This is a genomic window from Flavobacterium sp. N1719 (assembly GCF_025947045.1).
In the GTDB taxonomy this organism is placed as follows: domain Bacteria; phylum Bacteroidota; class Bacteroidia; order Flavobacteriales; family Flavobacteriaceae; genus Flavobacterium; species Flavobacterium stagni.
The window spans coordinates 1943245-1968494 of sequence record NZ_CP109993.1; the positions used below are offsets into that span (position 1 = coordinate 1943245).

Sequence of the window (25250 nt, forward strand, 5' to 3'; positions counted from 1 at the left end):
TATTATTTCTTTTTAGCGAGACTTAAAATGGCTTCAATATATTGTTCTTTGGCTTCGTCTTGGGTCAGATGATTGATTTGGATCCAAGCATTCATTTTAAAGGCATTCCGCAGATCTTGAGGAAAGACAAAACGATGGTTGGCCCTTCCCAAGGTAGATTGTTTATACAAGGCATAGAGACGCAATTGCACATCCTGAGGGAGCTCAGCCTGTGACATGGTATTGGCAATATCAACTGCCTCATCAAAACGTTCGTCTATGCTTCGATTATCCATTATTTTTTAATTGCAATAATTGTTTGGTTACCGATAGCTTTTTGTCCTAACTTGACATTTACTTCTGTACCTAAGGGTAAATAAATGTCAACGCGCGAACCAAATTTGATAAAACCTGCATCTGCACCTTGTCGAACCACCATGCCTTCTTCGGCATAATTCACAATGCGTTTGGCAAGTGCACCCGCAATTTGACGGTATAAGATTTCGCCAAAAATGCGATTTTCAATCACTACCGTTGTACGTTCATTTTCTGTACTGGATTTAGGATCCCAAGCCACTAAATATTTTCCAGGGTGGTATTTGCTAAATTTCACTTTACCACTGGTACAATACCGTGTAACGTGAACATTGATGGGCGACATAAATATAGAAACTTGTAAGCGCTTATCTTTAAAATATTCTGCTTCATAGACTTCTTCAATTACCACTACTTTTCCATCGACAGGAGCCGTAATTTGGTAATCATTGACTTCTAAATGGCGCTTGGGATTGCGGAAGAATTGCAAAACCATAATAAGCAAAAACAGCAGTAGAATTTGAACGGTTTTTAAAATCCAAAAATTGCTGATAAAATGCGAGGATGCTAGCAATAACACTGTAAAGCTAAACGTAGAAATCAGGATGATTTTAGCTCCTTCTTTATGAAACATAATATAAAATTTGATAAAACAAAAATACAAAAGGTGCTACAAATATAACACTATCTAAGCGATCCAAAATACCTCCGTGACCGGGCATTATTTTTCCGCTGTCTTTCACTCCAGCAATTCGCTTGAATTTGGATTCGATTAAATCCCCAATAGTGCCCATAACTCCCACGATTAGTGCGATACTACACCAAATCATAATCGATTTTTGACTGAACTTTGGTGAAGCTTGAATAAAGAATTTAGAAATTAAAAATCCGGCGAAAATCGCAAATACAATACCGCCTAAAAATCCTTCAATGGTCTTTTTGGGAGAAATGCGTTCCAATAATTTGTGTTTCCCGATAGATTTTCCAACGATATATGCAAAGGTATCGTTGGTCCAAATGAGAATAAAAAGTCCGATGATAATTTTCGGATTGTATTCTTTTACCCCAAACGAAATCTTAGTTATAAAAATAAAAGGTAAAATAATATAACCCAAAAGGTAGATGTACTTGGAGGAAGTACTCACAGATTGAATGGAATCATAGAATAAAAAAAGGATGCATTTGATGGAAACTACGAGTGTCACGACTAATAAAACCCAATCTAATGTTGTACTGTTTATAGTAATTGCGACTTCTTTTTGTGTTATCGAACTCAAAAATGCAGTAGTTTCTTTGCGGTAATGGCTGATCAAAGTAATTCCGCCATATATCAGTAATCCTGAAATCAAAGGGATGATTTTACGGACCTGAATTAAATTAGAAAACTCAAAAATGGCAATCAGAAGGAAAATTCCAAACAAAAGGAAAAAGCTTTCAGTTGAATACAGAATAGAGGCCAATAAAAGCACGATATAAACTGTACCCGAAAGGGCCCGTTTTACTGTTTCATTCATTATTACAAATCTTCTAAAAGAAGTAGGTAGAGATTCTTATAACAACTTCCGTAGGTTAAAAAATCTTCTTCTTTAGCTTTTTCAAAGTATTTTATGGTCGTAATGTTTGTGGGGAATTCTTTGACGTATTTCTTTTTAATCATGCGCAACCCATCGCTTTTAGACTCTAAAATCTGGCTAGTAGTAGCTAATATTACAATGTTATCGGGTAATTGTTCGGCGCGATTTTGACGAATTTGATTGGAAGAAAACAAAACGGAACCTTCGTCCGCGATTAAATTTTCACAACTGGCAAACAAAAAAGTGGGTTGGGTAACCGATTGATAGGGAAGTCGGTTTTCATCAAGTAGATGAAATAGTTTGGATTCATAACACAAAACTTCTTTTTCAAACCAATCGTTTTCTTCTAATATATTTTCAAATTGTTCTTTGACTTCGTTTAAGTTTTCACAATAGATAAATTTTCCTCCATTTTTTTTGAAATTGAAGGTGAACTGTTCATCTACAGGTAGGTTAGAAGGTTTTGGGGAATTATATTCACTTTGGCTTTCCTCATCGGAATCATCGTGGCCGGAACCAAATATTTTTCTAAAAAGACTCATATATTGGGTATAATTCTTTAAAAAGGTTGGAATATTTCAAAGATAAAAAAATCTTAATTCAAAAAACGATTCGAATTAAGATTTTTAAAATTTTGTTAATAAGATTTTATTCAGCGATAACGCTTTCGGAATCTTGATTGGATTCGAAAGGACGTTTACCGAAAATGGTTTCCAAATCGTCTTTGAAAATCACTTCTTTTTCAATCAGAATATCAGCGAGTTGCAATAGCTTTTCTTTGTTTTCTTGAAGTAATAGAATTGCTCGTTGGTATTGACCTTCTACCAATTCTGAAATTTCCTTATCAATTAAAACAGCTGTTTCTTCAGAATAGGGTTTGTTGAAATTGTACTCGGATTGTCCACTGGAGTCGTAATAGGTGATATTTCCAATCTTCTCGTTCAATCCGTAAATGGTCACCATTGCTCTCGCTTGACGGGTTACTTTTTCCAAATCGGATAAAGCGCCTGTAGAAATCGTATCAAAAACGACTTTCTCTGCCGCACGTCCGCCCATGGTGGCACACATTTCATCCAGCATTTGGTTGGGGCGAACAATCAAGCGTTCTTCGGGTAAATACCAAGCAGCACCCAAACTTTGTCCTCGTGGTACAATCGTTACTTTAATCAATGGAGCCGCGTGTTCAAGCATCCAACTCACCGTAGCATGACCGGCTTCGTGAACGGCAATTGCTCGTTTTTCTTCAGCAGTAACAATTTTATTTTTCTTTTCTAATCCGCCTACAATACGATCCACCGCATCCAAGAAGTCTTGTTTGTCGACTGATGTTTTGTTGTTACGAGCCGCAATTAAAGCCGCTTCATTACAAACATTAGCAATATCAGCCCCTGAGAATCCAGGTGTTTGTTTAGCTAAAAATTCAGTATCCAAACCTTCGGCTTTTTTCAACGGACCCAAATGCACTTCAAAAATTTCTTTACGTTCGCGAATGTCCGGTAAGTCCACATAAATTTGGCGGTCGAAACGACCTGCACGCATTAAGGCTTTGTCCAAAATATCGGCACGGTTGGTCGCCGCAAGTACAATGACATGGGTATTCGTGCCAAAACCATCCATTTCTGTCAATAGTTGGTTGAGGGTATTTTCCCGTTCGTCGTTGGATCCTGAAAAATTATTTTTACCACGAGCTCGACCCACAGCATCAATTTCATCAATGAAAATAATAGCTGGAGATTTGTCTTTTGCTTGTTTGAATAAGTCGCGAACGCGAGACGCTCCAACACCCACAAACATTTCCACAAAATCAGATCCTGATAAAGAGAAGAAGGGAACTTGTGCTTCACCAGCTACCGCTTTCGCTAATAAGGTTTTACCGGTTCCTGGAGGTCCGACCAATAAAGCACCTTTTGGGATTTTTCCTCCTAAAGAAGTATATTTTTCGGGATTTTTCAAGAATTCTACAATTTCTTGCACTTCTTCTTTTGCGCCTTCTAGTCCGGCAACATCTTTAAAGGTTACTTTTACATCATTTTTCTCGTCAAATAAACGGGCGCGGGATTTTCCAATATTAAAAATCTGACCACCGCCACCGCCGGCACCGCCGCCAGACATGCGACGCATAAAGTACAACCAAACTCCAATCAGTAAAATGAAAGGCAATAAATTGACTAAAAAGCTTGACCAATCACTGCGTTGTTCAAATTGGTAATTCACTAATTTTTTATGTGCTACGGCATCAGCTAATTCTTTTTCAAAAAGTTCGTCATTTCCAATGTCAAAAACATAATGGGGTCCTTTGTTTTTGGATCCAAAAACATCTTTGACAACTTTTTCATGTTGTTTGCTATTTTGTGCTTTTTCAGTCAAATACGCTTCGGCTTTTGACTTGTTATACACTACCACTTTTTGAATTTCTCCTTTGTTTAATAAGGCATCAAATTGAGATACGCTTATCGAAGTTGGATCTTCTAAGGCTGTTCCACCCATAATGTTGAGTGCAATAAGCAAGAAAAGAACCGCTCCTGTTACCCACCATGGGCTGAAACGCATCCCGTTATTCGGTTTTTTATCTTCTGACATAATATGTAGCGTGCTTTTTTAGTAATTGGTTTCTATTCGGGTAATTTTGGCATCACCCCATAATCCTTCAATATTGTAATAGTCTCGGGGTTCTTTTTGGAATACATGGACAACAATACTCACATAATCCATCAATACCCATTCTCCGTTGTCAGTTCCTTCAACATGCCAAGGTTTTTCTTTAAATTCTTTGGAGACTACTTTCTGAACAGAGTTCACAATAGCATTTACTTGTGTATTGGAAGTACCGGTGCAAATCACAAAATAATCACACACAGCCGTATCTATTTCTCTTAAATCCAGAATATCAAGTTCATTTCCTTTAACTTCTTCAATTCCTTTAATGATGCCTGCTAAGAGGACATCGGTACTAACTTCTTTTTTCGTCATTTAAAATAGCGTCTAATTTTGCAAAGGTATTATTTTTTGTCATTATTTTTGAGGCTTAACAGAAGTTTAAATTTCATTTTTTTATCCGTTATCCCATGCAATTTATCAAACTCGATGCCATAGGTTCGACCAATGATTATTTAAAAGAAATTTCACGGCAAAATCGGCTTGAAAATTTCACTACAGTCACTGCACAAATGCAAACCAACGGGCGTGGTCAAATGGGTGCAACATGGGAAACAGAATCAGGTAAAAATTTGATAATGAGTATTTTGGTTAAAAATATTATCCAATCGCCAGCATCTATTTTTCACTTAAATATTGCCATAGCGTGCAGCGTTTTTACCGTTTTGGAAGCCCATAAAATTCCTAAGTTAAGCATCAAATGGCCCAACGACATTCTGTCAGCCCAAAAGAAGGTCGCCGGTATTTTAATAGAGAATTTATTCAAGTCGGACACAGAAATTGAGGCTGTGATTGGTGTCGGACTCAATGTGAATCAGCAAAAATTTGATCATCTGCCACAGGCAACCTCACTTTTGAACGTGTCAGGTCAGGAGTTTGATCCTGATTCACTTTGTCATGAAATTGTAAACCAGTTGATTGAATATACCACCTTGATTGTTGAAGGAAGAACGGATGTTTTATGGGATTTTTATAAAGCGCATCTTTTCAAAAAAGGAATTCCCATGCCTTTTGAATTACCTGATGGGACCCGATTTATGGGGATTATTCAAGATGTCGATACAAACGGACGTTTGCACGTCATGCAGGAAGATGATACAATTCAACATTTTGGGGTTAAAGAAATTCGCTTATTGTATTAGATGTATGACGAATGTCATGATTCATTTCCTATTAGCTTCGGAACTTTGAAGGGATAAACTTTAAATTCGAAGTACAATGGCAAATTTTGATATTCAACACATAAAAAATATTGTTTTAGTGGGCCATACCGGTAGTGGTAAAACTACATTAGCTGAAGCAATGGCTTATAATGCCGGATTTCTAAGTAGAAGAGGAACTATCGAAGAAAAAAACACCTTAGCAGACTATACCGATTTAGAACAAGAAAAGGGAAAATCCTTTTTTTCGAAATTAATTGCTACACAATGGGAAGGCTTTAAAATCAATGTTTTAGATACTCCAGGTAGTGATGATTTTTCAGGTGAAATTATTGGCGCCATGCGTGTTGCCGATTGTGGTGTAATGCTATTGAATGCGGTAACCGGGGTGGAAGTCGGAACGGATATTATATGGGAATATACCGATAACTACAAATTACCGATGCTTTTGGCAGTGAATCAAATCGATCATGAATCGGCTGATTTTGACGCTACAGTTCAAGAAGCCATTCAACATTTTGGGCGAAAAGTAGTGATTGTGCAATATCCTATTCACTCGGGAGCTTCATTTGATGCCGTAATTGATGTATTGCACATGAAATTGTACCGGTATTCGGATACTGATGGAACGGTTGCAGTTGAAGAAATTCCTGATATTCACTTAGAAAAAGCCAATCAGTTGCATCAAGAATTAGTAGAAGCCATTGCTGGTTATGATGAAACTTTGATGGTACGATTTTTTGAACAGGGTTCGTTGACAGAAGTTGAAATGAAAGAAGGCTTGCATCAAGCGTTAATTCACCATGAATTATTTCCTGTATTCTGTTTGTCGGGTTTAAAAAATAGAGGTGTCAATCGATTAATGGAATTTATTGATCATGTTTGTCCTTCCGCAAATGAAATGCCCAACGAAATTACCATTGAAGGAAAAGCGATTTCATGTAATGAAAACGAACCAACTGCAATTTACATCTACAAAACGCTGACAGAACCCCATGTAGGGGATTTGTCATTTTTCAAAGTGCTTTCTGGAAAAATACGAGTTGGAGACGAGTTGACCAATGAGAATACAGGTCAGGTTGAACGTATTCATCAAATTTTCGAAATGGTTGCTAACAAACGCAATTCAGTTAATGAGATGGTAGCAGGTGATATTGGTGCGACATTAAAACTTAAAAATACCCATACCCACAATACATTACATGCGAAAGGATTTCCTGTAGAATTACCTCCAATTCCTTATCCTGAATCCGTTTTAACTCGAGCCGTAGAAAGCACAATTAAAGGAGAAGAAGAAAAGTTATCTCAAGCGTTACATCAATTAATTGAAGAAGATCCTACCATAAAAATTGAAGTGTCTCCCGAATTGAAACAAACCTTAATTCATTGTCAAGGTGAATTGCATTTATATGTGATTCGTTGGAAATTAGAACAATCAGCTAAGTTGCACGTGCAATTTGTTGCTCCAAAAATTCCCTACCGTGAAACGATTCGAAAAGCAGCTGAAACTGTTTACCGTCATAAAAAACAAACCGGAGGTGCCGGTCAGTTTGCTGAAATTGCCATGAAAATCGAACCTTGGTATGACGGAATCGAAGAGCCCAAAGGATATCCAATTCGAAGTTCAGAATCGATTGATTTGCCTTGGGGTGGTAAATTGATGTATTATAATTGTATCGTAGGCGGTGCTATTGACACCCGATTTCACGCTTCAATTCTAAAAGGAATTATGGAGAAAATGCAGGAGGGACCATTAACAGGCTCTTATGTTCGGGATGTACGCGTCCTTGTTTTTGATGGAAAAATGCACAGTGTAGATAGTAATGATTTGGCCTTTAAAACGGCAGGGATGATGGCCTTTAAAACCTGTTTTTATCAAGCCGATCCTTTGCTTTTAGAGCCTTATTATCACATTTTAATTCATACTCCAGAAAATTTAACTGGATCACTTATGAGTGCGATACAAACAAACCGAGGTGTCGTTGAAGGAATGGATGCAGAAGGCCATTTCACAAAAATACATGCCCATGTTCCTTATGAAGCTATGGATGATTTGGGTAAAGAAATACGCGCTTTATCCCAAGGAAGAGCTAGATTTACATTAGAAACGGGAGGCTATCAACCATTACCTTTAGAAATTCAAAAGCAATTGGTAAAGGATCAGGTTCATGAGATCGCCGAAGTGTAAAAAAAAATCCCGATGATAATCGGGATTTTTTTATTTTATAATTTGCCCATATTGGATGAAAGGGTTTCGAGAAATTTGGTGATCGGGCCTTTAACCATCATCGCCATCATGGCATTGAATTCGCCTTCAAATTGCAATTGTACATTTGCACTTTCGGGTCCTGTATTTTCAATATTGGCGATGAGCGTAAAAGGAACTTTATCACTGGCAGCACCTAATTTGATGTAGCTGTGTGGCGTTTGTTCTTTCAAGCGTAATTTGATTTCGGGCATCCCACTTAAACCAAATAAAAAGGTGTTTTCATCCGTAACTTCAAACTTTGCAATGTTTTCAGGCATTAATTTTTCAAAATTTTTGACATCTGTTAATGCGTTGAATAGATATTCAGCTGACTTGGATACGGAGACTTTCGGACTTTCTAATTGCATATTATATTATTTTACAGCGACATTCCAAGTGTCTGGATGCATACGCCAGTCTTTTAATGTGCTTAATTCGTTTTCGTTGATGTATTGTTTTTCTACCGCTAAAGGAAGTAAATGTTCGTAATCACTTAAGGTATTTAAATTCACATTCGCGTTTTCAAAATTCGCTTTGGCAATTTCAAAACCATAGGAAAATATGGCGGCCATACCTTTTACATTGGCGCCTGCTTCACGAAGGGCTTCAACCGCAAGTAAACTACTATTTCCCGTGCTGATTAAATCTTCAACGACAACCACATTTTGCCCTTTTTGAAGGAAACCTTCCACCTGATTTTTACGTCCGTGTTTTTTGGGTTCGGGTCGAACATAGACAAACGGAAGTCCCATTTCTTCAGCCACTAAAATTCCGATACCAATTGCACCAGTGGCTACACCAGCAATAACATCGGGTTTGCCGTATTTTTCTTCAATATTTTTGGCAAATTCATCGCGAATGAAATTTCGAATCGCTGGAAATGAAAGGGTTAGGCGGTTGTCACAATAAATAGGGGAGTGCCATCCGGAAGCCCATAAAAAAGGATTTGACGGATTTAATTTAATTGCGTTTATTTGTAAGAGCAATTCGGCAGTTTTCTCGGCAGTTGCAGTATTAAAAATCATAGTACAAATGTATAAAGTTTTTGTAAACGATAAGCCACTTTTTTTGACAAACGAGGTCGCCAAGGAAACCGACTTTCAGTTGTTTTTGTTGGAAAGCGTTGACATCGAGCAGCTTATTGTAAAGATGTTCAATAACAAGATTAAGAAAGCCTATTTGTACTATCCGGATGAAAAAGAAATTTTAAAAAAGGTAAAAGAGAAAATTCCTGTGAAAAAGGCCGGCGGTGGTTTAGTTTACAATGCAGAAGGCAAGGTTCTTTTTATCTATCGCAATGGAAAATGGGATTTACCCAAAGGCGGCATTGAAAAAAATGAAGACATAGAGGATACCGCTTTACGTGAAGTGGAAGAAGAAACAGGTGTCAATCAATTAAAAATTACCCGTAAACTTCAAAAAACGTATCATATCTTCAAACGTGGTGGCAAATACCGATTGAAAATTACCCATTGGTTCGAAATGAAAACCAATTTTCAAGGGACACCAACACCTCAAGCGAATGAAGGCATTGAAAAAGTAGCCTGGTTATCTCCTGAAGAAGTTCGCGATGCACTGGGTAATTCGTATGAAAATATCAAATTACTTTTTGAAGAAGAAAATAGTTTGATTTAATTATTTTTTCACCCGAACAGAATCCGGCACTAAAACGGTGTAATCTCCACCATTTCGCAATACATCCCGAACAATACTGGAAGAAATATAAGAGGTTCGCGAAGCAGTCAATAAAAAGACGGTTTCAATTTGGGACAATTTACGGTTGGTATGGGCAATCGCTTTTTCAAACTCAAAATCAGCGGGATTTCGTAAACCTCTGAGAATAAAATCTGCTTTTTCTTTTTTACACAAATCAATAGTTAACCCTTCATACGTGATCACTCTCACTTTGGGTTCGTCCCGAAAAGCTTCTTCAATGAAACGTTTGCGTTCTTCCAATGAGAACATGTATTTTTTTTCGGCATTCACCCCAATGGCAACAATGATTTCATCAAACAAGGAAGCTCCTCGCTGAATGATATCAAAGTGTCCTAACGTTATGGGGTCAAATGAACCTGGAAAAATTGCTCGTTTCATAATTGTTGGAATAAGTAATGTAAAGTTAGCGATTTAATATGAATTCAAATTCGATTTTTCAATCCCTTCAATACGTCCATTTTCTTCCATCGCATTTAAGTCTTCCAATGTCAACGATTCCTTTTGTTTACTGTAGTTAGAAGGTACATCCAAATCCTCTAAATCGAAATAGGTGTCTTGGACATATTCATTGACCAACACTTGAAATGTGGTTCCTTTTCGTTCCAAAATTTTAAATGTCGAATAATAACCATTTTCCGTTTCATAGAAAACGACATCGCCTTTTTGAAGTTGCTCGAGCGGGTAATCGGTATGCGATTTTACATACCAATTTTTTAAAAATAAGCAAATCACTACTAGTAGAACTGCCGAGCCTGTAAAAGTCCAAACAGGGAATAATCTTTTTTGATGGGCAATAGCATCTACTTTTGATTTGCTCAATTGGGGTAAATCAGCATATTCAATATAAGCATTGCAGTGGGTACAATGAATTTCCCCGTGACGCTTAACGGGAAATAGCGGAATAAACGTCAAATGTGTATAATCGCAATACAATTGGAGTTCGAAATCCACTTGGTTCAAATGACAATGGGGGCAATTTCCTTGAAACGTTGCCGCATGACGCAAGTGCGTTTTTGTGCCTAAGATGACAATCATAATTTAGCCCAGATTGTTTTTCTTCCTAAAGCTAATCGAATTTCATTGTCCAATAAATCACTGAAAGCAATTTGTGCATGAGCCGCTTGTTGCGGAAAAATACTTTGTGGGGATAACCCTGGATTGGTATTCATCTCTATAAAATGCGGAATTCCATCCATGATGATAAAATCGGTTCTCGAAAAGCCCGTCATTCCCAAAGCCTCATAAGCCTTTTTAGCAGTGGTTTTTACTAAAGCTTCAGTGGCGGCATCCAATCGGGCAGGTGTTATTTCTTCGGATTTACCTTGGTATTTGGCTTCGTAATCAAAAAAAGCATTTTGAGAAACAATTTCGGTTATCCCCAAAACCATTACTTCTCCGCGATAGCGCAAAACACCCACGGAGACTTCAGTTCCTTTTAGATACGATTCAATTAAAATATCATGATCTTCTGCAAAGGCAAAGGCAAGAGCTTTATCCAATTCGTCGATTGACTGAACCATGGAAACGCCCAGCGAACTTCCCGACTGATTCGGTTTTACGAAAAAAGGCAAACCTAATTCCGCCACCAATGCTTCCGCATGAATGGGGTCGCCGTATCGTAAATACACCGATTTGGCCTTTGGTATATCAAATTTCGAAAGTACCGATAACGTATCTCTTTTATTGAAAGTGAGTGCCGATTGGTAAAAATTACAACCCGTATACGGTACATCAATTAACTCCCAATACGCTTGCAAATGGCCGTCTTCTCCCGGTGTGCCGTGAACGGTATTTACAGCCACATCAAATTTGATTTTTTTTCCTTCGAATTGAAATGAAAAATCACTTTTGTCTACTGCGATTTTTTCCCCATCGATGAGAACAGACCATCCTTCTTTGAGAATATGTACTTCATACGGCTTGTATTTTGAACGGTCTAATTGGTTTAAAATTAACTGACCACTTCGAAGCGAAATTACCGATTCATCGGAGTATCCGCCCATTACAACTGCAACGTTCATCGGGGATATTTTTTAATTGTACCTCGCAAAAATAACATAATTGTTGCAACTAAAATCCTATCTTTGCGAGAAATTGAATCGTATGAGTTTACGGAATTATTTGACCAGTAAAGTCTTTTTTGCCCAAGCAGCGGCGGCCTTGTTAATTGTAGCCGTGTTGGGTTTTTTGTTTTTTCATTGGATAACCTTTGTGACCAATCACGGAGAGGAAATTACCGTTCCTAATCTCAGTAAAATGACTCCCGAACAAGCCGAGGAGAAATTAGACGAATTGGATTTGGAATATGAAATTATTGATACGGTCGATTATATTGCTGATTTTCCGAAGTTAACCATCGTTCAACAAGAACCTACTGCAGGTAGTAAGGTAAAAGGGGGACGAACCATTTATGTGAAAATCAATGCGTCAACCTATACGATGGTTGCTGTTCCTGATTTGGTTGAAAAAACCTATCGTCAGGCGGTTCCAACTCTAAAAGCCGTCGGTTTACAAGAAGGTGAGATTACCTATAAACCCTACATCGGAAAAGACATGGTCTTGGAGATGTGGATGAATGGGAAAAAAATAAAACCGGGCACCAAAGTATTGAAGTCCTCCAAAATTGATCTCGTTTTAGGTGATGGAAAAGTGGTTTTTGAAGAAACAGAAACGGATTCTATTCCGGATACCGAACCCCAAGATAGTTTAACGGATGGATTCTAATACCCCATGGTTAGAACCCGAGGACGAACTTTTTGAGCATTTTCGATTTGAAGTGCCCAAAGGGCAGGGTTTGATGCGAATTGACAAGTACTTGCAATTGCAAATCCCCAATATTTCACGAAATAAATTGCAAAATGCGGCTGACAGCGGTAATGTGTTGGTCAATGAAGTGGGAGTAAAGTCAAATTACAAAGTCAAACCGGGCGATATTATTCGTATCGTGTTGACCCATCCACCGTTCGAACATAAAATTATCCCCGAAGACATTCCTTTGGATATTGTATATGAAGATGAAGCTTTGGTGGTCATTAACAAACCACCAGGATTGGTGGTGCATCCGGGGCATGGAAACTACACAGGAACGTTGGTCAATGCTTTAGCGTATCATTATGGCAACCGTTTGCCATTAAATAGTTCAGAACGTCCGGGTTTGGTTCATCGCATTGATAAAGATACTTCAGGTTTGTTAGTAGTTGCCAAAACCGAACATGCGATGACCCATCTGGCCAAGCAATTTGAAGAAAAAACATCTGAGCGTGAATATGTGGCTTTGGTTTGGGGAAATGTTGAAGATGATGCAGGAACGATTGAAGGTAATATTGCCCGACATGTTCGCGATCGCATGCAAATGGCCGTTTTTGAGGATCCTGAAATTGGAAAACATGCGGTTACCCATTATAAAGTTTTGGAACGATTGGGCTATGTGACCTTGGTTTCTTGTAAATTAGAAACGGGTCGCACGCACCAAATCCGTGTGCACATGAAGCACATCGGACATACATTATTCAATGATGAACGTTACGGAGGTAATGCCATACTTAAAGGAACAACCTTTACCAAGTACAAGCAATTTGTGGAGAACTGTTTTAAAGTATTACCGCGTCAGGCGCTTCATGCCAAGACATTAGGGTTTGTACATCCTGTAACGGGAGAAATGATGCGATTTGACTCAGAAATCCCGAATGATTTAGTGGAATGTGTGGAGAAATGGCGCACCTATTCCAAATCCCATACGTTAGAAGAAGAATAAAAAAAAGCCTCTGAACTATCAGAGGCTTTTTTTTAGTTGACGATTACTTTTTGGGTAACCGATTCCATACCAGATTCTAATTTAAAGAAATAGAAACCACTCGGTATATTTTCAATTTGTAATTGTTCATTGGCAAAAGTAGGGTGTTCGAAGTGCATCACTTCTTGTCCATTTAAATTATACACAGCAATGCGATCAATACTTGTATTCGTTTGTACATACACCGCATGATTGTTGGATGGATTTGGGAAAATACCCACATCAGTTGTATCAAAATGATCATTGGCCAAAAATATATTCGGCCAACGGTTCTGTGCCACAGGTCCGCCCCAAATACGTGTCGCTAAATACGGATTATCAATGAAAGGATTACGATTGCCTTGTGCATACGTATTACTCGTATTGTTCATGTAAGTGTTTCGGTTATCCTCGTTTTGAGTAACCGGATCATCGGCGTTCCATTGCAATAGTAAGTCAATCATATTGCTGTCCGATGCGACAGGAGAACCCACCACAACAGCTGTAGGCAAACACTGTGAACCATAACGTAAGTACATATACATTAAAATTCGAGCAATATCACCTTTCCATTCGTCGCCAGGATACCAATTGTTAGCTCCAATTGTATATGATGCTGCGCCAGAACCAGTAGCATACAAACGATTTCCGCGTGAAGCATTACGTTGTACATCACAAGCACGAAGCATGTGTGCATCGGCTCCGGGTCCGATTTGACCTAAATCGGGTGTTCCTAATGATTGTGCATAAATATGTTCGCGATTCCAGTCGCCATTGTTTCCACTATTGGCATTTTTATCACGGGTGCGGTCATTGGTTACGTCGGCATCACTTCCAGATTCCCAACCATATACCAATAATACATTGGCTGTATTTGTTGGATCTAAATCTACTGCTTTAATTGCGTTCCAAACACCCGGGGTGTAAGTTAATTCATTGGTATGTGTAGTTGTAATTTTAGTAGCTAAAGCATCTTTGAGACTCATTCCGGTTAATGTCCAGTTGAATCCGTTGTAATATGGATTTGCTGGGGCTCCGTTTTGAGCCGACAAAATCCCGATGGCAAAGGTTGCCAATACTGTAAAAATTTTATTCATTCGTTAAGTTTATTTTCGTTCTAATAAGGCCATGTAGAAGCCGTCGAATCCAGATTCGTGGGCAAGGACTTTTACATCCTTGACAAAGGTAAAGGATTTCCCAGTTTCAGTGCTTAAAAAATGCTTAATTTGTTCCTGATTTTCAGATGGTAAGATAGAACAAGTAGCATAGACTAATTTGCCGCCTGGCTTGACCATTTTGGAATAGTTTTCCAAAACTTCAGCTTGTACTTTTCGGATGCTGTCCAAAAATTCGGGTTGCAATTTCCATTTTGAATCGGGATTGCGTTTTAATACGCCCAATCCACTACAAGGCGCGTCAATCAAGACACGGTCTGCTTTTTCATGAAGTTTTTTGATGACTTTTGTGGAGTCAATCACGCGGTAATCAATATTGTGAGCGCCATTTCTACGGGCACGTAATTTGGATTCTTTTAATTTGCTTTCGTACAAATCCATGGCAATGATTTGCCCTTTGTTTTCCATTAATGAAGCCAAATGCAAGGTTTTTCCTCCCGCACCTGCGCAAGCATCTACCACTTTCATTCCGGGTTTAACATCCAATAAAGGAGCAACCAACTGGGATGAACCATCTTGTACTTCAAACCAACCGTCTTTAAAGACATCGGTTAAGAATACATTGGCACGTTCAGGTAAAATCAACCCGTCAGGTAAATTGGGTATGGGTTCGGTGACAATGTTCAAGTCCATTAAACGGGCTCTTACTTTCTCACGCGTAGTTTTTAAAGTGTTGACGCGAAGCACCACATCAGCCATTCGGTTTTGAGCTGCAATCTCTTTGGTCCAAATTTCTTCACCCAATTCTTGAACTCCAATTTCGTCCATCCAATCCGGAATGGACTCGCGCAGTTTACGCACTTTGGATAATTCGTCAAAACGACCTTTGATTTTTCGTTGTGGGGTATCTTCAAAATATTTCCAATCGGGTAGAGGATAACCACGTAATACGGCCCAAACGGCAAACATTCGCCATAGTTTATCCCGATCAAATGGAGCTTTTACTTCCGCAATTTCTGCATACAATCGTTTCCAACGAACCAGGTCGTAAATGGTTTCTGCTACAAATTTTCGATCGTGACTTCCCCAGCGTTTGTCTTTTTTAAGTGAACGGGCAACCACTTTGTCGGCATATTCGCCTTCATTGAAAATGGCATGAAGGGCATCTATCGTAGTAAAAACTAAATTACGGTGTAATCTCATTGTAAAAAAAGTAAGCCCGCAAATGTAGGGCATTTTTTCATTTTGATAAACAGGAATTTTAAAATACTTCGAAGCGAATTATTTGGATAAAAAAAGCAGTTCAAATCGAACTGCTTTTCCTTATTTTTAATTTTTTTCTAATTCACAATTTTGATGGTCCAATCGGCGCATCTCGATGCGTTCTGGCGCATGCAATACCATCGGGAATTGTTCGACTTTCACTGAACTCGAATCCAAACCAAATCCTTTTTCTTCGGAAAGGGAATATTTTTTCAAAACGAAATAAGAATTCATTACGATGTTTTCAAAGAAAGTAATGTCACTGTCATTGGACAAAAATTTCTCAGACAATACAAATTTGAAATCTCCAATAATGTTGTTTTTATTTAAAGATTCATAACGACTTGTGATGTCCACTTCACCATTTTGAACCATGTCTTTGATTACTTCTTTAAACATCAAGTTGATTTTTGTCGCTTCACGGAAACCTAAATAGAAGTCGATACGGTATAAATCATCTTTAATAATCTCGGTAACTTTATACTCTTTACGATACGGTTCGTTCAATACATTCACATGAATAAACCAGTACATATCGGCGCGTTTCGGACGTTTTTGAAGAATGGAATACATCACTTTTTCTTCAATCTCATCGGTTCGGTTGGAGTTGGTCATGTACACCAAATGGGTCGCATACTTTGGGATGGATAAGTCCAAACTCAATTCAGCCAAAACCTTTTTATAATTGTCAATTTTTACAATTTTGGTGTAGTTTTTACTGATCTTTTTCGCTAAATACCAAGTAGACATGATGCCAATCAAAAGTAAGGCGATGAAAAGCGTTACAAAACCTCCGTCCATGAATTTGACAATGTTTGCTGCTAAGAAACTAAATTCGATGGCTAAATAAGTGATGATTAATGGGGCAATAAAATACCATTTTACCCTTTTCATGATCAAATAATAGTTCAACAATATGGTAGTCATGATCATGCATAGAATGATGGCCAAACCATACGCATGCTCCATATTGCTGGATTCTTTGAAGTACAACACGATTCCAACACAACCTAAAAAAAGTAGCCAGTTGATGGACGGAATGTATAACTGACCTTTTTGATCGGTGGGGAATTTGATACGAACTTTTGGCCAGAAATTAAGGCGCATCGCCTCATTAATCAAGGTAAATGAACCGCTAATTAAAGCTTGTGATGCAATTACTGCCGCTAAAGTTGCCACTACGATTCCGATAGGTTGAAACCATTTAGCCATGATTAAATAAAACGGATTCGGGTTCGAACTCCCTAAATCCATCAAGGTTAGCCCTTCATGAGAAAGTAAATAAGCCCCTTGTCCGAAGTAATTTAAGATCAACGTAGTTTTGACAAACATCCAACTCACTCGAATGTTTTTACGTCCACAGTGTCCCATATCCGAATACAAGGCTTCAGCCCCGGTAGTACATAAAAATACAGCTCCTAGAATAAAGAACCCCTGATCGCTTATATCGCTGGTTAAAAGGTGATAGGCATAGTACGGATTTAAGGCTTTAAAAACATTTAAATTCTGTGTCATCTGAATAACACCCAAAACGCCCAACATGGTAAACCAAATCAACATCATTGGCGCAAAGAATTTACCAACCAATTTGGAACCAAACTGTTGTATCGTAAACAATACAAATAAAATACTGATAACAATAGGAATGGTAGGGATATCGGGATTAAAGTTGCGTAATCCTTCAACCGCAGAAGAAACCGATACGGGTGGTGTAATAATACCGTCGGCTAAAAGGGCACTACCACCAATAATCGCAGGAACGATTAACCACTGAATTTTCGTGCGTTTCACCAAGGCATATAAGGCAAAAATACCGCCTTCACCATGATTATCTGCTCCCAAGGTCAGAATAACGTACTTTAATGTAGTTTGTAATGTTAGGGTCCAAAAAATACAGGATAGACCACCTAAAATTAAATCTTGTGATATCGGACTGTCGCCGATAATGGCTTTCATTACATACAATGGGGAAGTACCAATGTCTCCATAGATTATCCCCAGGGTTACCAATAATCCCGCAGCAGAAAGTTTGCCATGGAGATTTTGATGCGAATGCGAACTCATAAAAAAATATTAAAAAAGTGTACAAAGGTATTACTTTTCAATATTCTAAAATAAAAAAGCACCGAAATAATTCGATGCTTATTTTATGGATTATTAGCGACGACCTCCACCTGATGATCGACCTCCACCACCTCCATTGTAGGAGGGCGAACTTCCCATAGAACGACCTCCTCCTGAGGGAGCTGAATAATCTTGTCGACCACCACCATAACTACGGGGTGTTTCTACGCGTGGCGTGGGTACTGCATAATCTTGACGTATAGGTCTTGGACTACTTGTTGTCGAGCTTGAATAGTCTTGACGGATGGGTCTTGGACTACTTGTTGTCGAGCTTGAATAGTCTTGACGGATGGGTCTTGGACTACTTGTTGTCGAGCTTGAATAGTCTTGACGGATGGGGCTTGGACTACTTGTTGTCGAACTTGAATAATCTTGACGAATGGGTCTCGGACTACTTGTTGTCGAACTAGAATAATCTTGACGGATAGGTCTAGGCGTTTCTGTGGTAATAGAATAATCTTGACGAATAGGTCGTGGATTACTTGTTGTCGTATTTGAATAGTCTTGACGAATGGGTCTTGGCGTTTCATTGGTCACAGAATAGTCTTGACGAATAGGTCGCGGACTGTTTGTTGACGAACTTGTATAGTCTTGACGAATAGGACGAGGTGATTCTGTCGTAGTGGAATAATCTTGTCGAATAGGTCGTGGACTGTTTGTTGTTGAATTGGAATAGTCTTGACGAACAGGTCGTGGATTTGCTGCATTTGTCCAATTTCCACGAACATTTCCTTCGTTTGTCGGACGTACATTATCATTTCCACGCACATTGGAATTTCCTCTAGGATTATTGACATCCCTTGTTCCTGCTAAAGCATCGCGGGTATCTGGATAAGCAACATTTCTTGTAGGACGGGTGCGGTCCAATTCATAACGATTAGCTATGCCTTGGTTACGATAAGCAAAAGAGCGATTTGGATATTGACGTTCGTAATAGTTGCAACGACGTCCATAATAATGGTTGTATGCTACATGACAACGACGATAATTCACATAATTGTAATAGTAATTAAAATTGATGCATAAGCCGATGTGGTGACGGTATCTAAAAATAGGGAAGGGATTCCAAGCATAATAATAAGTTGGATAATATCCCCAGTACCAGGAGGAACAATAAGGACGGTAGTAGGGAGTCCAAAAATAGTTATAGATAATAGGTGTACTCACATAAACCGGCTCATAAATATAATTTGGGCCATACATATAAACATCACCGACTACTTGAACTTGAACTTGTTTTGTTCTCGGATTGGTTTCCACTTCAACGGTAGCAACATCTTGATATTGGTCTCTGGCGAGCACGGCTTGCAAGACAATAATATGTTGGTTGCCTTCAATAGATTCCACCACGCGCAAATAATCCACTTGATTATCATTGTTTAAATCTAAATTTGAAATGGGAGTCTTTGGGTCATTCAAACGGCGTTCAAAGTCTTCTAAATCTCGTGAATCTCCAAAAATGGATGCCACAGCTCGTAAATCTAAATTGTCACTTATTTCCGAATTGGTGGCACTTACCGTTGTTCGGTCTTGGGACCAACCCAATGAGCAAAGTCCGCTCATCATTATGCTAAAAAGTAAATTTGCTTTCATAACTATATCTGTTTATGATTTGAATTGGGAAAACCAAACACTGTGCCAAAAAAGTGAGTACAAGGTAAAGATTGGTGATGAATTTCCTATTTTCGTAGAAAAATCAGGGGTTTATGCGTAGTATTATTTTTTCAATATTGACGGTTATCGTTTTTCAATCGTGTAGTTCAATCCAAAATAGGGTACAATCCGTACAAAAAGAAGTTGTACTCAAAGACACCATAAGTATTCGGGCATTAGCAGTATCCAAAAAGCAGCTTTGGTATGCCGGAAGTCTGTCCAAAGCGGGAACGCTATTTTTGGAAACCAAAGAACACAAACAAGTACACTTGCCTACCCCAAAAAAAGTTGAGTTTCGATCGTTAGCTTATAATAATGGCGATGTGTTTTGCTTATCCATTGGTAATCCTGCACAATTGTTTGCTGGTACGGATCAGTTGCATCATCTTCACGAAGTCTATAACGAGTCCCATGAAAAAGTCTTTTACGATGCCATCGCTTTTAGTGATGCCCAACACGGTATTGCAATTGGTGACCCAACAGATAAAGCGTTAGCAGTGCTTTTAACCTCAGATGGTGGTAAAAATTGGCACAGAATTCCCGAAAGCGATGCGCCCTTACTTGCCGAAGGTGAAGCAGCCTTTGCGGCAAGTAATACCAATATTATTACCCAAAAAAATACCATTTGGGTGATTACCGGTGGAAAGAAATCGCGAATATGGAAATCCATTGATTTTGGAAATCATTGGCAATGTATCGAGATTCCTATTAAACAAGGTGGAGAAATGACCGGAGCCTTCAGTGCGGCTTTCTACAATTCTAAAATTGGAGTGGTAGCTGGAGGTGATTACAGCCAACAAAATGCAAAGGATAGCAATCTTGTACTAACCTTAGACGGGGGAATTACTTGGAAAAAAATAACGTATGCAGAAGGGCCTGGTTATATTTCTTGTATTCAATTTGTTCCGGGAAGTCAAGGGAATGATCTAGTAACCACAGGAGCGGGAGGAACATACTATTCGGCCGATCAAGGCGCGCATTGGATACAACTGGATGCCGATGCTACATTTTATACCTTGCGATTTTTAGATAAGAATACCTATTTTGCTGCGGGTAAAAATCAAATAGTGAAGTTTTCATTAGTAAGAGGAAAATGAAAAAAGCAGTTTATCTAGGACAAACTGCTTTCATATTGTAACGAGTAATCGTTACAGGTTTCACACTCTTATGTTTAATTTCTTGCACGACGGTCGCGCAATTGTTCTACTAATTTACGGTTAAATTCTTCTTCAGCACGTTTTAGCTTTAATATTTTTACAGCAGGGAGCACATTTTTTAGATCGGCAACAAACTTTTTACGCAATTTATAGAGTTCGTCTTCGGTGCTTTCCATTTGATTTAGGGCTGCTTGCGCTTCTTTTTCACTCATTTTATCCAATTGTTCATCGTCTTGACGATCCATGTAGGATTTTACTTTTTGTTTTCGAATTTCAGCTTGCTTTTCTTCAAAAGCATTGTAGATGGGCCAAAATTTTGCGGCTTCATCCGGTGTCAAATTGAGTTCTTGCGTAATGAAGGCTACCTTTTGCGATTTCACTTGTTCTTTTTTCTCTTTGATGCGTTCCTTTAAACGTGCTCCAGGTTGTGCTTGTACTTGAAATAGAGCAAAGAATAGTAAAAGTAAAGTTGTGTAAATCGTTTTGTTTGTGTTTGTTTTCATAAGTATTCTTAAATTTATTCGGTGATGTATTGTTCTAAATCACCATTTTCAATTAAAACTTCTTCTAAAATTTTAGCTTCTGTAGTGTTTTGATGTAAACTATCCAAAGCCGTTGCATTGAGGTAATCGATGTAGGCCTCATCCGTTAAATCCGTATGTTCTGCTACATAGGATTCCACAGCTGCCCAATGCGCTTCCTCATCTTTTTGAACTTGTATTTTCCAATAAAATCCAATTCCCAATCCTATAACAAGAATGGCAGCAATCGACATCAGGGGTTTTTTATACCGATCCCATAAAGAAATAGGAGCAGGCGTGTCATCAATTAGATTCAATAGGTTCTGAGCATTGGCTTCAAAAAAGCCCTCTGGGACAGTAAACCCCGATTTGATTTTGTTTTGCTCATCTATTTGAAATGGTTTCATACTACTTTGACTTTATCCTTTTTATAAGGTTTAATGGGTATTAATATAATCTTCAATTTTTTTTACAGCATGGTGATAAGATGCTTTCAATGCACCCACCGAAGTGCCGAGTATTTCCGATATTTCTTCGTACTTCAACTCTTGAAAGTATTTCATTTTAAAAACCAATTGTTGCTTTTCGGGTAGCGTAGCAATCGCATTTTGCAATTGAATTTGAAAAGCATCCCCTTCAAAATACACATCACTTTCCAATTGTTGAATTGCTTTTTCCTGAAATTCTGCAGATGTAAAACCTTGTCGTTTTGCTTTTTGATTCAGATGCGTAATCGCTTCATTGGTAGCAATGCGGTACATCCAAGAAAAAAGTTTGCTTTCTCCTTTGAAATCTTTCAAATATTGAAAAACTTTGACAAAAGTATTTTGCAATACATCATCCGCATCATCATGATTTAAAACAATATTCCGAATATGATAGTACAACGGTTTTTGATACGTATGCAAAAGCACCCCAAACGCTTGTTGTTGCGTTTTTGGATCGAGCAATTCCCGTATGAATGCTTTTTCATCTTTCAAAATGCCGTATTTGTATTTAAGATGACAAAAAACGAAAAAGGTTTAATCGTTTTTATTCTACTACCGGAGGTTTGGATACTTGGGTTCGACTCGTATCCGAAATAATAGGTGCTGCTACTCGTGCAGTGGTGGGTTGCACCGGAATATAAACTTCCGTCACCCATTCCGACGGATGCGGCGTATCTTCCATGCTTTTTTGGTAGACTTCAGTAATGTTTAAATGCGTGAGGCGCAACCATTTTTTTTGATTGATAAAATGCAATCCTTTCTTCCAAGCCTTTTGGCTGTGGGAATAATCCCCTTTGAGTGTTGTTTTCAACGCTTTGAATGGAGGATACACCATAAAAGTGATGTCACTTCCTTCTTCAATTCGAATGCTGTCCCGAACTGGCATACACACAGAAAGGGCGACTTGATGGGTAGCTCGATCGTATTGGTGGTATACAATAAAAGGTTTGCCGTTACGTGTGATTTTATTTTTATCAAAAAAATACTGCATGCGCGGAAGCAAGGTCTTTATTGTGCGGGTAACGTCTTTATCAGAACATCGCGCATATTGCTTTAAGCACATGATTCGTGGTCGATCCACCGCTTTATCCACTTTAATTGAATAGGTATTAATTTCTTTTTGAATGGCGTTTTTTAAATTGAGTAAAGTGCGTTCATATACATTTCCCATAGTCGATTGAACGCCACCTTTGAAAAAAGCTTTGGCTTTGGAATTGAAATCCAAATGACCTTTGATTGTATAGGTGATTTTTGTTCCTCCTGCCGAGTCTTTAAACTGCCATTGAATTGTAGTAATTCGACCTTCTTCATTCATTTCGTTGAAGAGGTACTTTTGATCTACCGCGTTTTTGGTTAAAAGTGTTCCTTCGCGATTGCCTGACCATTTTGCTGTTGCTCCTTTACCTGCGGCATTTCCGGGGTAAGTATAGTTGACCCCTGAGTCGTCAAGAATCCATGAGGCAAAGGTTTCCCAATTACGGATGTTATCCACATAATCAAAAACGACTTGTCTCGGATTTTTAATGAAGATACTACGAGTTACAGTATACGTGGGCTTTTGGGTGGCTACAAATACAGCCGTACCAAAAGCAAAAAGCACCAAAAGGAGTAAAAGGTATTGTAAAATCTTCATTTTAGGAGCATTCGCTGTAAAAGTAAGAAAATAACCGAACGATGATCAATGTTTTGTCACAAATTTTATGACAAAAAGAAACAAGACAAAAGCAAAAAACGCTAATAAAATTTTATAATTTCCTCTGTAAAATAATTGATGTAATGCTTTATCTTTTCGATAAGCAATTACCATTGCCGTTACAAATGCTATAATGAAAATGACCGCAAAAATAAGTTGACCTTTAGTAAACATGGGTTTTCAATAGTTTTTAACAAAGGTAGCGAAACATCACGATTCTTTGTATTTTCGAGTACAAATTTAAAGGTATGCAAAAACAATTAAACGCAGTTAAAGAATTTCATACTGCATTTGGACTAGGGGTGAGTGAATCTCCAAAAGCCGACTTAGGAGCACAAACCAATTTACTTCGTTTTAATCTGATGAAAGAAGAAAATGAAGAGTATTTGGAGGCTGTTCAAAATAATGATTTGGTCGAAATCGCCGATGCTTTAGGGGATATGTTGTATATATTATGTGGCACCATTCTCGAACACGGATTGCAACACAAGATTGAAGCGGTTTTTGACGAAATTCAACGCAGCAACATGAGTAAATTGGGTGAAGATGGAAAACCTATTTACCGCGAAGACGGAAAAGTGATGAAAGGCCCCAATTATTTTAAACCTAATTTTGATGCAATTTTAAATAAGTGATGATTAGATTTTTTTCTCTTTTTGTACTCTACGCCATTTCGATTTCTTCGCTTCCTGCTCAAACAACGAAGTCATTTATTTATGGGAATTGGGTGAAATATAAAATACGAATGGAAGATGGTAGTAAACCCATAAAACCAGAATTCCACGATTCAACCTATGTAGCTTTTCGATTGACCAAAACAGGAGATTCTATTTCAGTATGTAAAAATTTTATTCCTATTGCAAAACAAAATAAAGCCAATTGTATGGCAGCAGTGCTGAATGACAGCATCCTGAAAATCTCAAATCTCGCCCATTACCAATTGGATTATGTTTCCATAGACACATTAGTGTTTACCTTTAAAGTAGAAGGTTGGACTCCCGCTGAAACACCACAATTTTTTATGGTTAATGAACGCCTGTTAATTGAAAAAAATCGTATTAAATACAAAGATTCGAAAAGTGTTACGGCAAATCCCTATTTTTCACCAAAAATAGATTTACAACCACTTTATCAAGATATAAGACATTCATTATATTCCTACCAAGGAAGATTTGATTGTATCGGTAAACTAAAGATAAATACGCATACAAAAACTGTTTCTTGTGATTTAACGGATGCTACAATTGCTGATTCTACCACATTAAGACGTTTTAAAAAATGTCTAGAAAAATCGTATAAGTATTGGAATTGGGAATTTATGGATAACTATGATGAAATTCAAATACCTTTTATATATCAACATTTAAAGCATCCCAACTATAATATTATTTATCATCAATTTCATTTTTTTGAATCTACGTATGCCGCCATTGAAAAGGTAAATTTCGTGTCGTTTAAATCCAAACAAAAAGCGGATGAAGCTTTTAAAAAGGGAATTGATGCCTATAAATTGAAAGACTTTGTCAGCGCCATTTCTTATTTTAAAGAAGCTTATGAAGAAAATGAAACCAATATCGAACCTTTGTATAATGTGGCAGCCATCTATTTGGAAATGGGGAAAAATGATAAGGCTTGTGAAGTTTGGCAACAATTAATTGATTTGGGTCAAGTGGAAGCGGAAAAACTTAAAAAGGAGTATTGTAAAACCTAAATGTGATGCATTTACCGAATTATATCATTATTTTGATCGTACTATTTATTGGGATACGCCTCAATTATGTTCACCGTGGCTATCAACTATATAAAAGGACTTCTAA

General features: G+C 38.0%; 27 protein-coding genes. 8 read left to right on the forward strand and 19 right to left on the reverse strand.

Translation table 11 applies throughout. The annotated features are described in order from the left end of the window. Window positions 1-2 precede the first annotated feature (2 nt). The 6 genes from OLM45_RS08280 to rsfS form a co-directional block, all read right to left on the reverse strand. The gene (locus OLM45_RS08280) at window positions 3-275 is read right to left on the reverse strand and encodes an acyl-CoA-binding protein (RefSeq protein ID WP_264509522.1); all 273 of its coding nucleotides are present in this window, start codon (window positions 273-275) and stop codon (window positions 3-5) included. Beyond that, the gene (locus OLM45_RS08285) at window positions 275-928 is read right to left on the reverse strand and encodes a phosphatidylserine decarboxylase family protein (protein WP_264509523.1); all 654 of its coding nucleotides are present in this window, start codon (window positions 926-928) and stop codon (window positions 275-277) included. Before OLM45_RS08285 ends, OLM45_RS08280 begins: the two co-directional genes overlap by 1 nt. Next, window positions 918-1808, reverse strand: a complete 891-nt coding sequence (locus OLM45_RS08290) for a phosphatidate cytidylyltransferase (protein ID WP_264509524.1) — start codon at window positions 1806-1808, stop codon at window positions 918-920. Before OLM45_RS08290 ends, OLM45_RS08285 begins: the two co-directional genes overlap by 11 nt. Before the next feature lie 2 nt (window positions 1809-1810). Then, on the reverse strand, window positions 1811-2410 hold the full coding sequence (locus OLM45_RS08295; RefSeq protein ID WP_264509525.1) for a lactate utilization protein B/C: 600 nt from the start codon (window positions 2408-2410) through the stop codon (window positions 1811-1813). A 106-nt stretch (window positions 2411-2516) separates the two neighbouring features. Continuing rightward, window positions 2517-4448, reverse strand: a complete 1932-nt coding sequence (ftsH, locus tag OLM45_RS08300; protein ID WP_264509526.1) for an ATP-dependent zinc metalloprotease FtsH — start codon at window positions 4446-4448, stop codon at window positions 2517-2519. Window positions 4449-4466: 18 nt separating this feature from the next. After that, window positions 4467-4838, reverse strand: coding sequence for a ribosome silencing factor (gene rsfS / locus OLM45_RS08305; RefSeq protein WP_129462279.1), 372 nt, complete (start codon window positions 4836-4838; stop codon window positions 4467-4469). Window positions 4839-4933: 95 nt separating this feature from the next. Here rsfS and OLM45_RS08310 point away from each other — a divergent pair, with 95 nt between their 5' ends. Continuing rightward, a complete protein-coding gene (locus tag OLM45_RS08310; protein WP_264509527.1) occupies window positions 4934-5665 on the forward strand; it encodes a biotin--[acetyl-CoA-carboxylase] ligase in 732 nt (243 codons plus the stop codon). A 76-nt stretch (window positions 5666-5741) separates the two neighbouring features. Continuing rightward, window positions 5742-7871, forward strand: a complete 2130-nt coding sequence (locus OLM45_RS08315) for an elongation factor G (protein WP_264509528.1) — start codon at window positions 5742-5744, stop codon at window positions 7869-7871. Between the two features lie 35 nt (window positions 7872-7906). Here OLM45_RS08315 and OLM45_RS08320 read toward each other — a convergent pair whose 3' ends face one another. Next, on the reverse strand, window positions 7907-8299 hold the full coding sequence (locus OLM45_RS08320; RefSeq protein ID WP_264509529.1) for an SRPBCC family protein: 393 nt from the start codon (window positions 8297-8299) through the stop codon (window positions 7907-7909). 6 nt (window positions 8300-8305) lie between these two features. Continuing rightward, on the reverse strand, window positions 8306-8956 hold the full coding sequence (pyrE, locus tag OLM45_RS08325; RefSeq protein WP_264509530.1) for an orotate phosphoribosyltransferase: 651 nt from the start codon (window positions 8954-8956) through the stop codon (window positions 8306-8308). A 7-nt stretch (window positions 8957-8963) separates the two neighbouring features. Here pyrE and OLM45_RS08330 point away from each other — a divergent pair, with 7 nt between their 5' ends. After that, on the forward strand, window positions 8964-9566 hold the full coding sequence (locus OLM45_RS08330) for an NUDIX hydrolase (RefSeq protein WP_264509531.1): 603 nt from the start codon (window positions 8964-8966) through the stop codon (window positions 9564-9566). Here OLM45_RS08330 and coaD read toward each other — a convergent pair whose 3' ends face one another. From coaD to OLM45_RS08345, 3 genes are read right to left on the reverse strand one after another with little or no spacing between them, the layout of a single operon-like run. After that, on the reverse strand, window positions 9567-10025 hold the full coding sequence (gene coaD / locus OLM45_RS08335) for a pantetheine-phosphate adenylyltransferase (RefSeq protein ID WP_264509532.1): 459 nt from the start codon (window positions 10023-10025) through the stop codon (window positions 9567-9569). A 33-nt stretch (window positions 10026-10058) separates the two neighbouring features. After that, window positions 10059-10682 carry a hypothetical protein gene (locus OLM45_RS08340; RefSeq protein WP_264509533.1) on the reverse strand — a complete coding sequence of 208 codons (624 nt, stop codon included), beginning with the start codon at window positions 10680-10682 and terminating at the stop codon, window positions 10059-10061. Beyond that, on the reverse strand, window positions 10679-11668 hold the full coding sequence (locus tag OLM45_RS08345) for a D-alanine--D-alanine ligase (protein WP_264509534.1): 990 nt from the start codon (window positions 11666-11668) through the stop codon (window positions 10679-10681). The genes OLM45_RS08340 and OLM45_RS08345 overlap by 4 nt, the downstream gene beginning before the upstream one ends. Before the next feature lie 82 nt (window positions 11669-11750). Between OLM45_RS08345 and OLM45_RS08350 the strand changes: the two genes are divergently transcribed. Both OLM45_RS08350 and OLM45_RS08355 read left to right on the forward strand, forming a co-directional pair. Next, entirely contained in the window at window positions 11751-12371 is a 621-nt protein-coding gene (locus OLM45_RS08350) for a PASTA domain-containing protein (RefSeq protein ID WP_264509535.1), read from the forward strand. Beyond that, window positions 12361-13401 (forward strand): RluA family pseudouridine synthase, encoded by a 1041-nt coding sequence (locus tag OLM45_RS08355; protein WP_264509536.1) that lies wholly within the window; start codon window positions 12361-12363, stop codon window positions 13399-13401. The genes OLM45_RS08350 and OLM45_RS08355 overlap by 11 nt, the downstream gene beginning before the upstream one ends. Before the next feature lie 32 nt (window positions 13402-13433). Here the strand turns inward: OLM45_RS08355 and OLM45_RS08360 are convergent, their stop codons facing one another. From OLM45_RS08360 to OLM45_RS08375, 4 genes are all read right to left on the reverse strand, one after another. After that, window positions 13434-14516, reverse strand: a complete 1083-nt coding sequence (locus OLM45_RS08360; protein ID WP_264509537.1) for an endonuclease — start codon at window positions 14514-14516, stop codon at window positions 13434-13436. A gap of 9 nt (window positions 14517-14525) precedes the next feature. After that, entirely contained in the window at window positions 14526-15737 is a 1212-nt protein-coding gene (locus tag OLM45_RS08365) for an RsmB/NOP family class I SAM-dependent RNA methyltransferase (RefSeq protein WP_264509538.1), read from the reverse strand. Window positions 15738-15863: 126 nt separating this feature from the next. Beyond that, window positions 15864-17861, reverse strand: a complete 1998-nt coding sequence (locus tag OLM45_RS08370) for a KUP/HAK/KT family potassium transporter (RefSeq protein ID WP_264509539.1) — start codon at window positions 17859-17861, stop codon at window positions 15864-15866. 93 nt (window positions 17862-17954) lie between these two features. Beyond that, window positions 17955-19514 (reverse strand): hypothetical protein, encoded by a 1560-nt coding sequence (locus OLM45_RS08375; protein WP_264509540.1) that lies wholly within the window; start codon window positions 19512-19514, stop codon window positions 17955-17957. A 113-nt stretch (window positions 19515-19627) separates the two neighbouring features. Here OLM45_RS08375 and OLM45_RS08380 point away from each other — a divergent pair, with 113 nt between their 5' ends. After that, entirely contained in the window at window positions 19628-20671 is a 1044-nt protein-coding gene (locus OLM45_RS08380; protein ID WP_264509541.1) for a WD40/YVTN/BNR-like repeat-containing protein, read from the forward strand. A gap of 74 nt (window positions 20672-20745) precedes the next feature. On the opposite strand, the gene OLM45_RS08385 is transcribed toward OLM45_RS08380, so the two are convergent. The 4 genes from OLM45_RS08385 to OLM45_RS08400 are packed head-to-tail and all read right to left on the reverse strand — an operon-like array spanning window position 20746 to window position 23373. Beyond that, on the reverse strand, window positions 20746-21234 hold the full coding sequence (locus OLM45_RS08385) for a sensor of ECF-type sigma factor (protein ID WP_264509542.1): 489 nt from the start codon (window positions 21232-21234) through the stop codon (window positions 20746-20748). A 14-nt stretch (window positions 21235-21248) separates the two neighbouring features. After that, complete coding sequence (locus OLM45_RS08390) at window positions 21249-21659, reverse strand: hypothetical protein (RefSeq protein WP_264509543.1); 411 nt, start codon at window positions 21657-21659, stop codon at window positions 21249-21251. A 30-nt stretch (window positions 21660-21689) separates the two neighbouring features. Continuing rightward, window positions 21690-22232 (reverse strand): RNA polymerase sigma factor, encoded by a 543-nt coding sequence (locus OLM45_RS08395; protein ID WP_264509544.1) that lies wholly within the window; start codon window positions 22230-22232, stop codon window positions 21690-21692. 52 nt (window positions 22233-22284) lie between these two features. Beyond that, on the reverse strand, window positions 22285-23373 hold the full coding sequence (locus tag OLM45_RS08400) for a GyrI-like domain-containing protein (RefSeq protein WP_264509545.1): 1089 nt from the start codon (window positions 23371-23373) through the stop codon (window positions 22285-22287). Window positions 23374-23681: 308 nt separating this feature from the next. Here OLM45_RS08400 and OLM45_RS08410 point away from each other — a divergent pair, with 308 nt between their 5' ends. Together OLM45_RS08410 and OLM45_RS08415 are read left to right on the forward strand one after the other, a co-directional pair. Next, complete coding sequence (locus OLM45_RS08410) at window positions 23682-24068, forward strand: nucleoside triphosphate pyrophosphohydrolase family protein (RefSeq protein WP_264509547.1); 387 nt, start codon at window positions 23682-23684, stop codon at window positions 24066-24068. Next, window positions 24068-25144 carry a tetratricopeptide repeat protein gene (locus OLM45_RS08415; RefSeq protein WP_264509548.1) on the forward strand — a complete coding sequence of 359 codons (1077 nt, stop codon included), beginning with the start codon at window positions 24068-24070 and terminating at the stop codon, window positions 25142-25144. Before OLM45_RS08410 ends, OLM45_RS08415 begins: the two co-directional genes overlap by 1 nt. The last annotated feature ends 106 nt before the right edge of the window (window positions 25145-25250 follow it).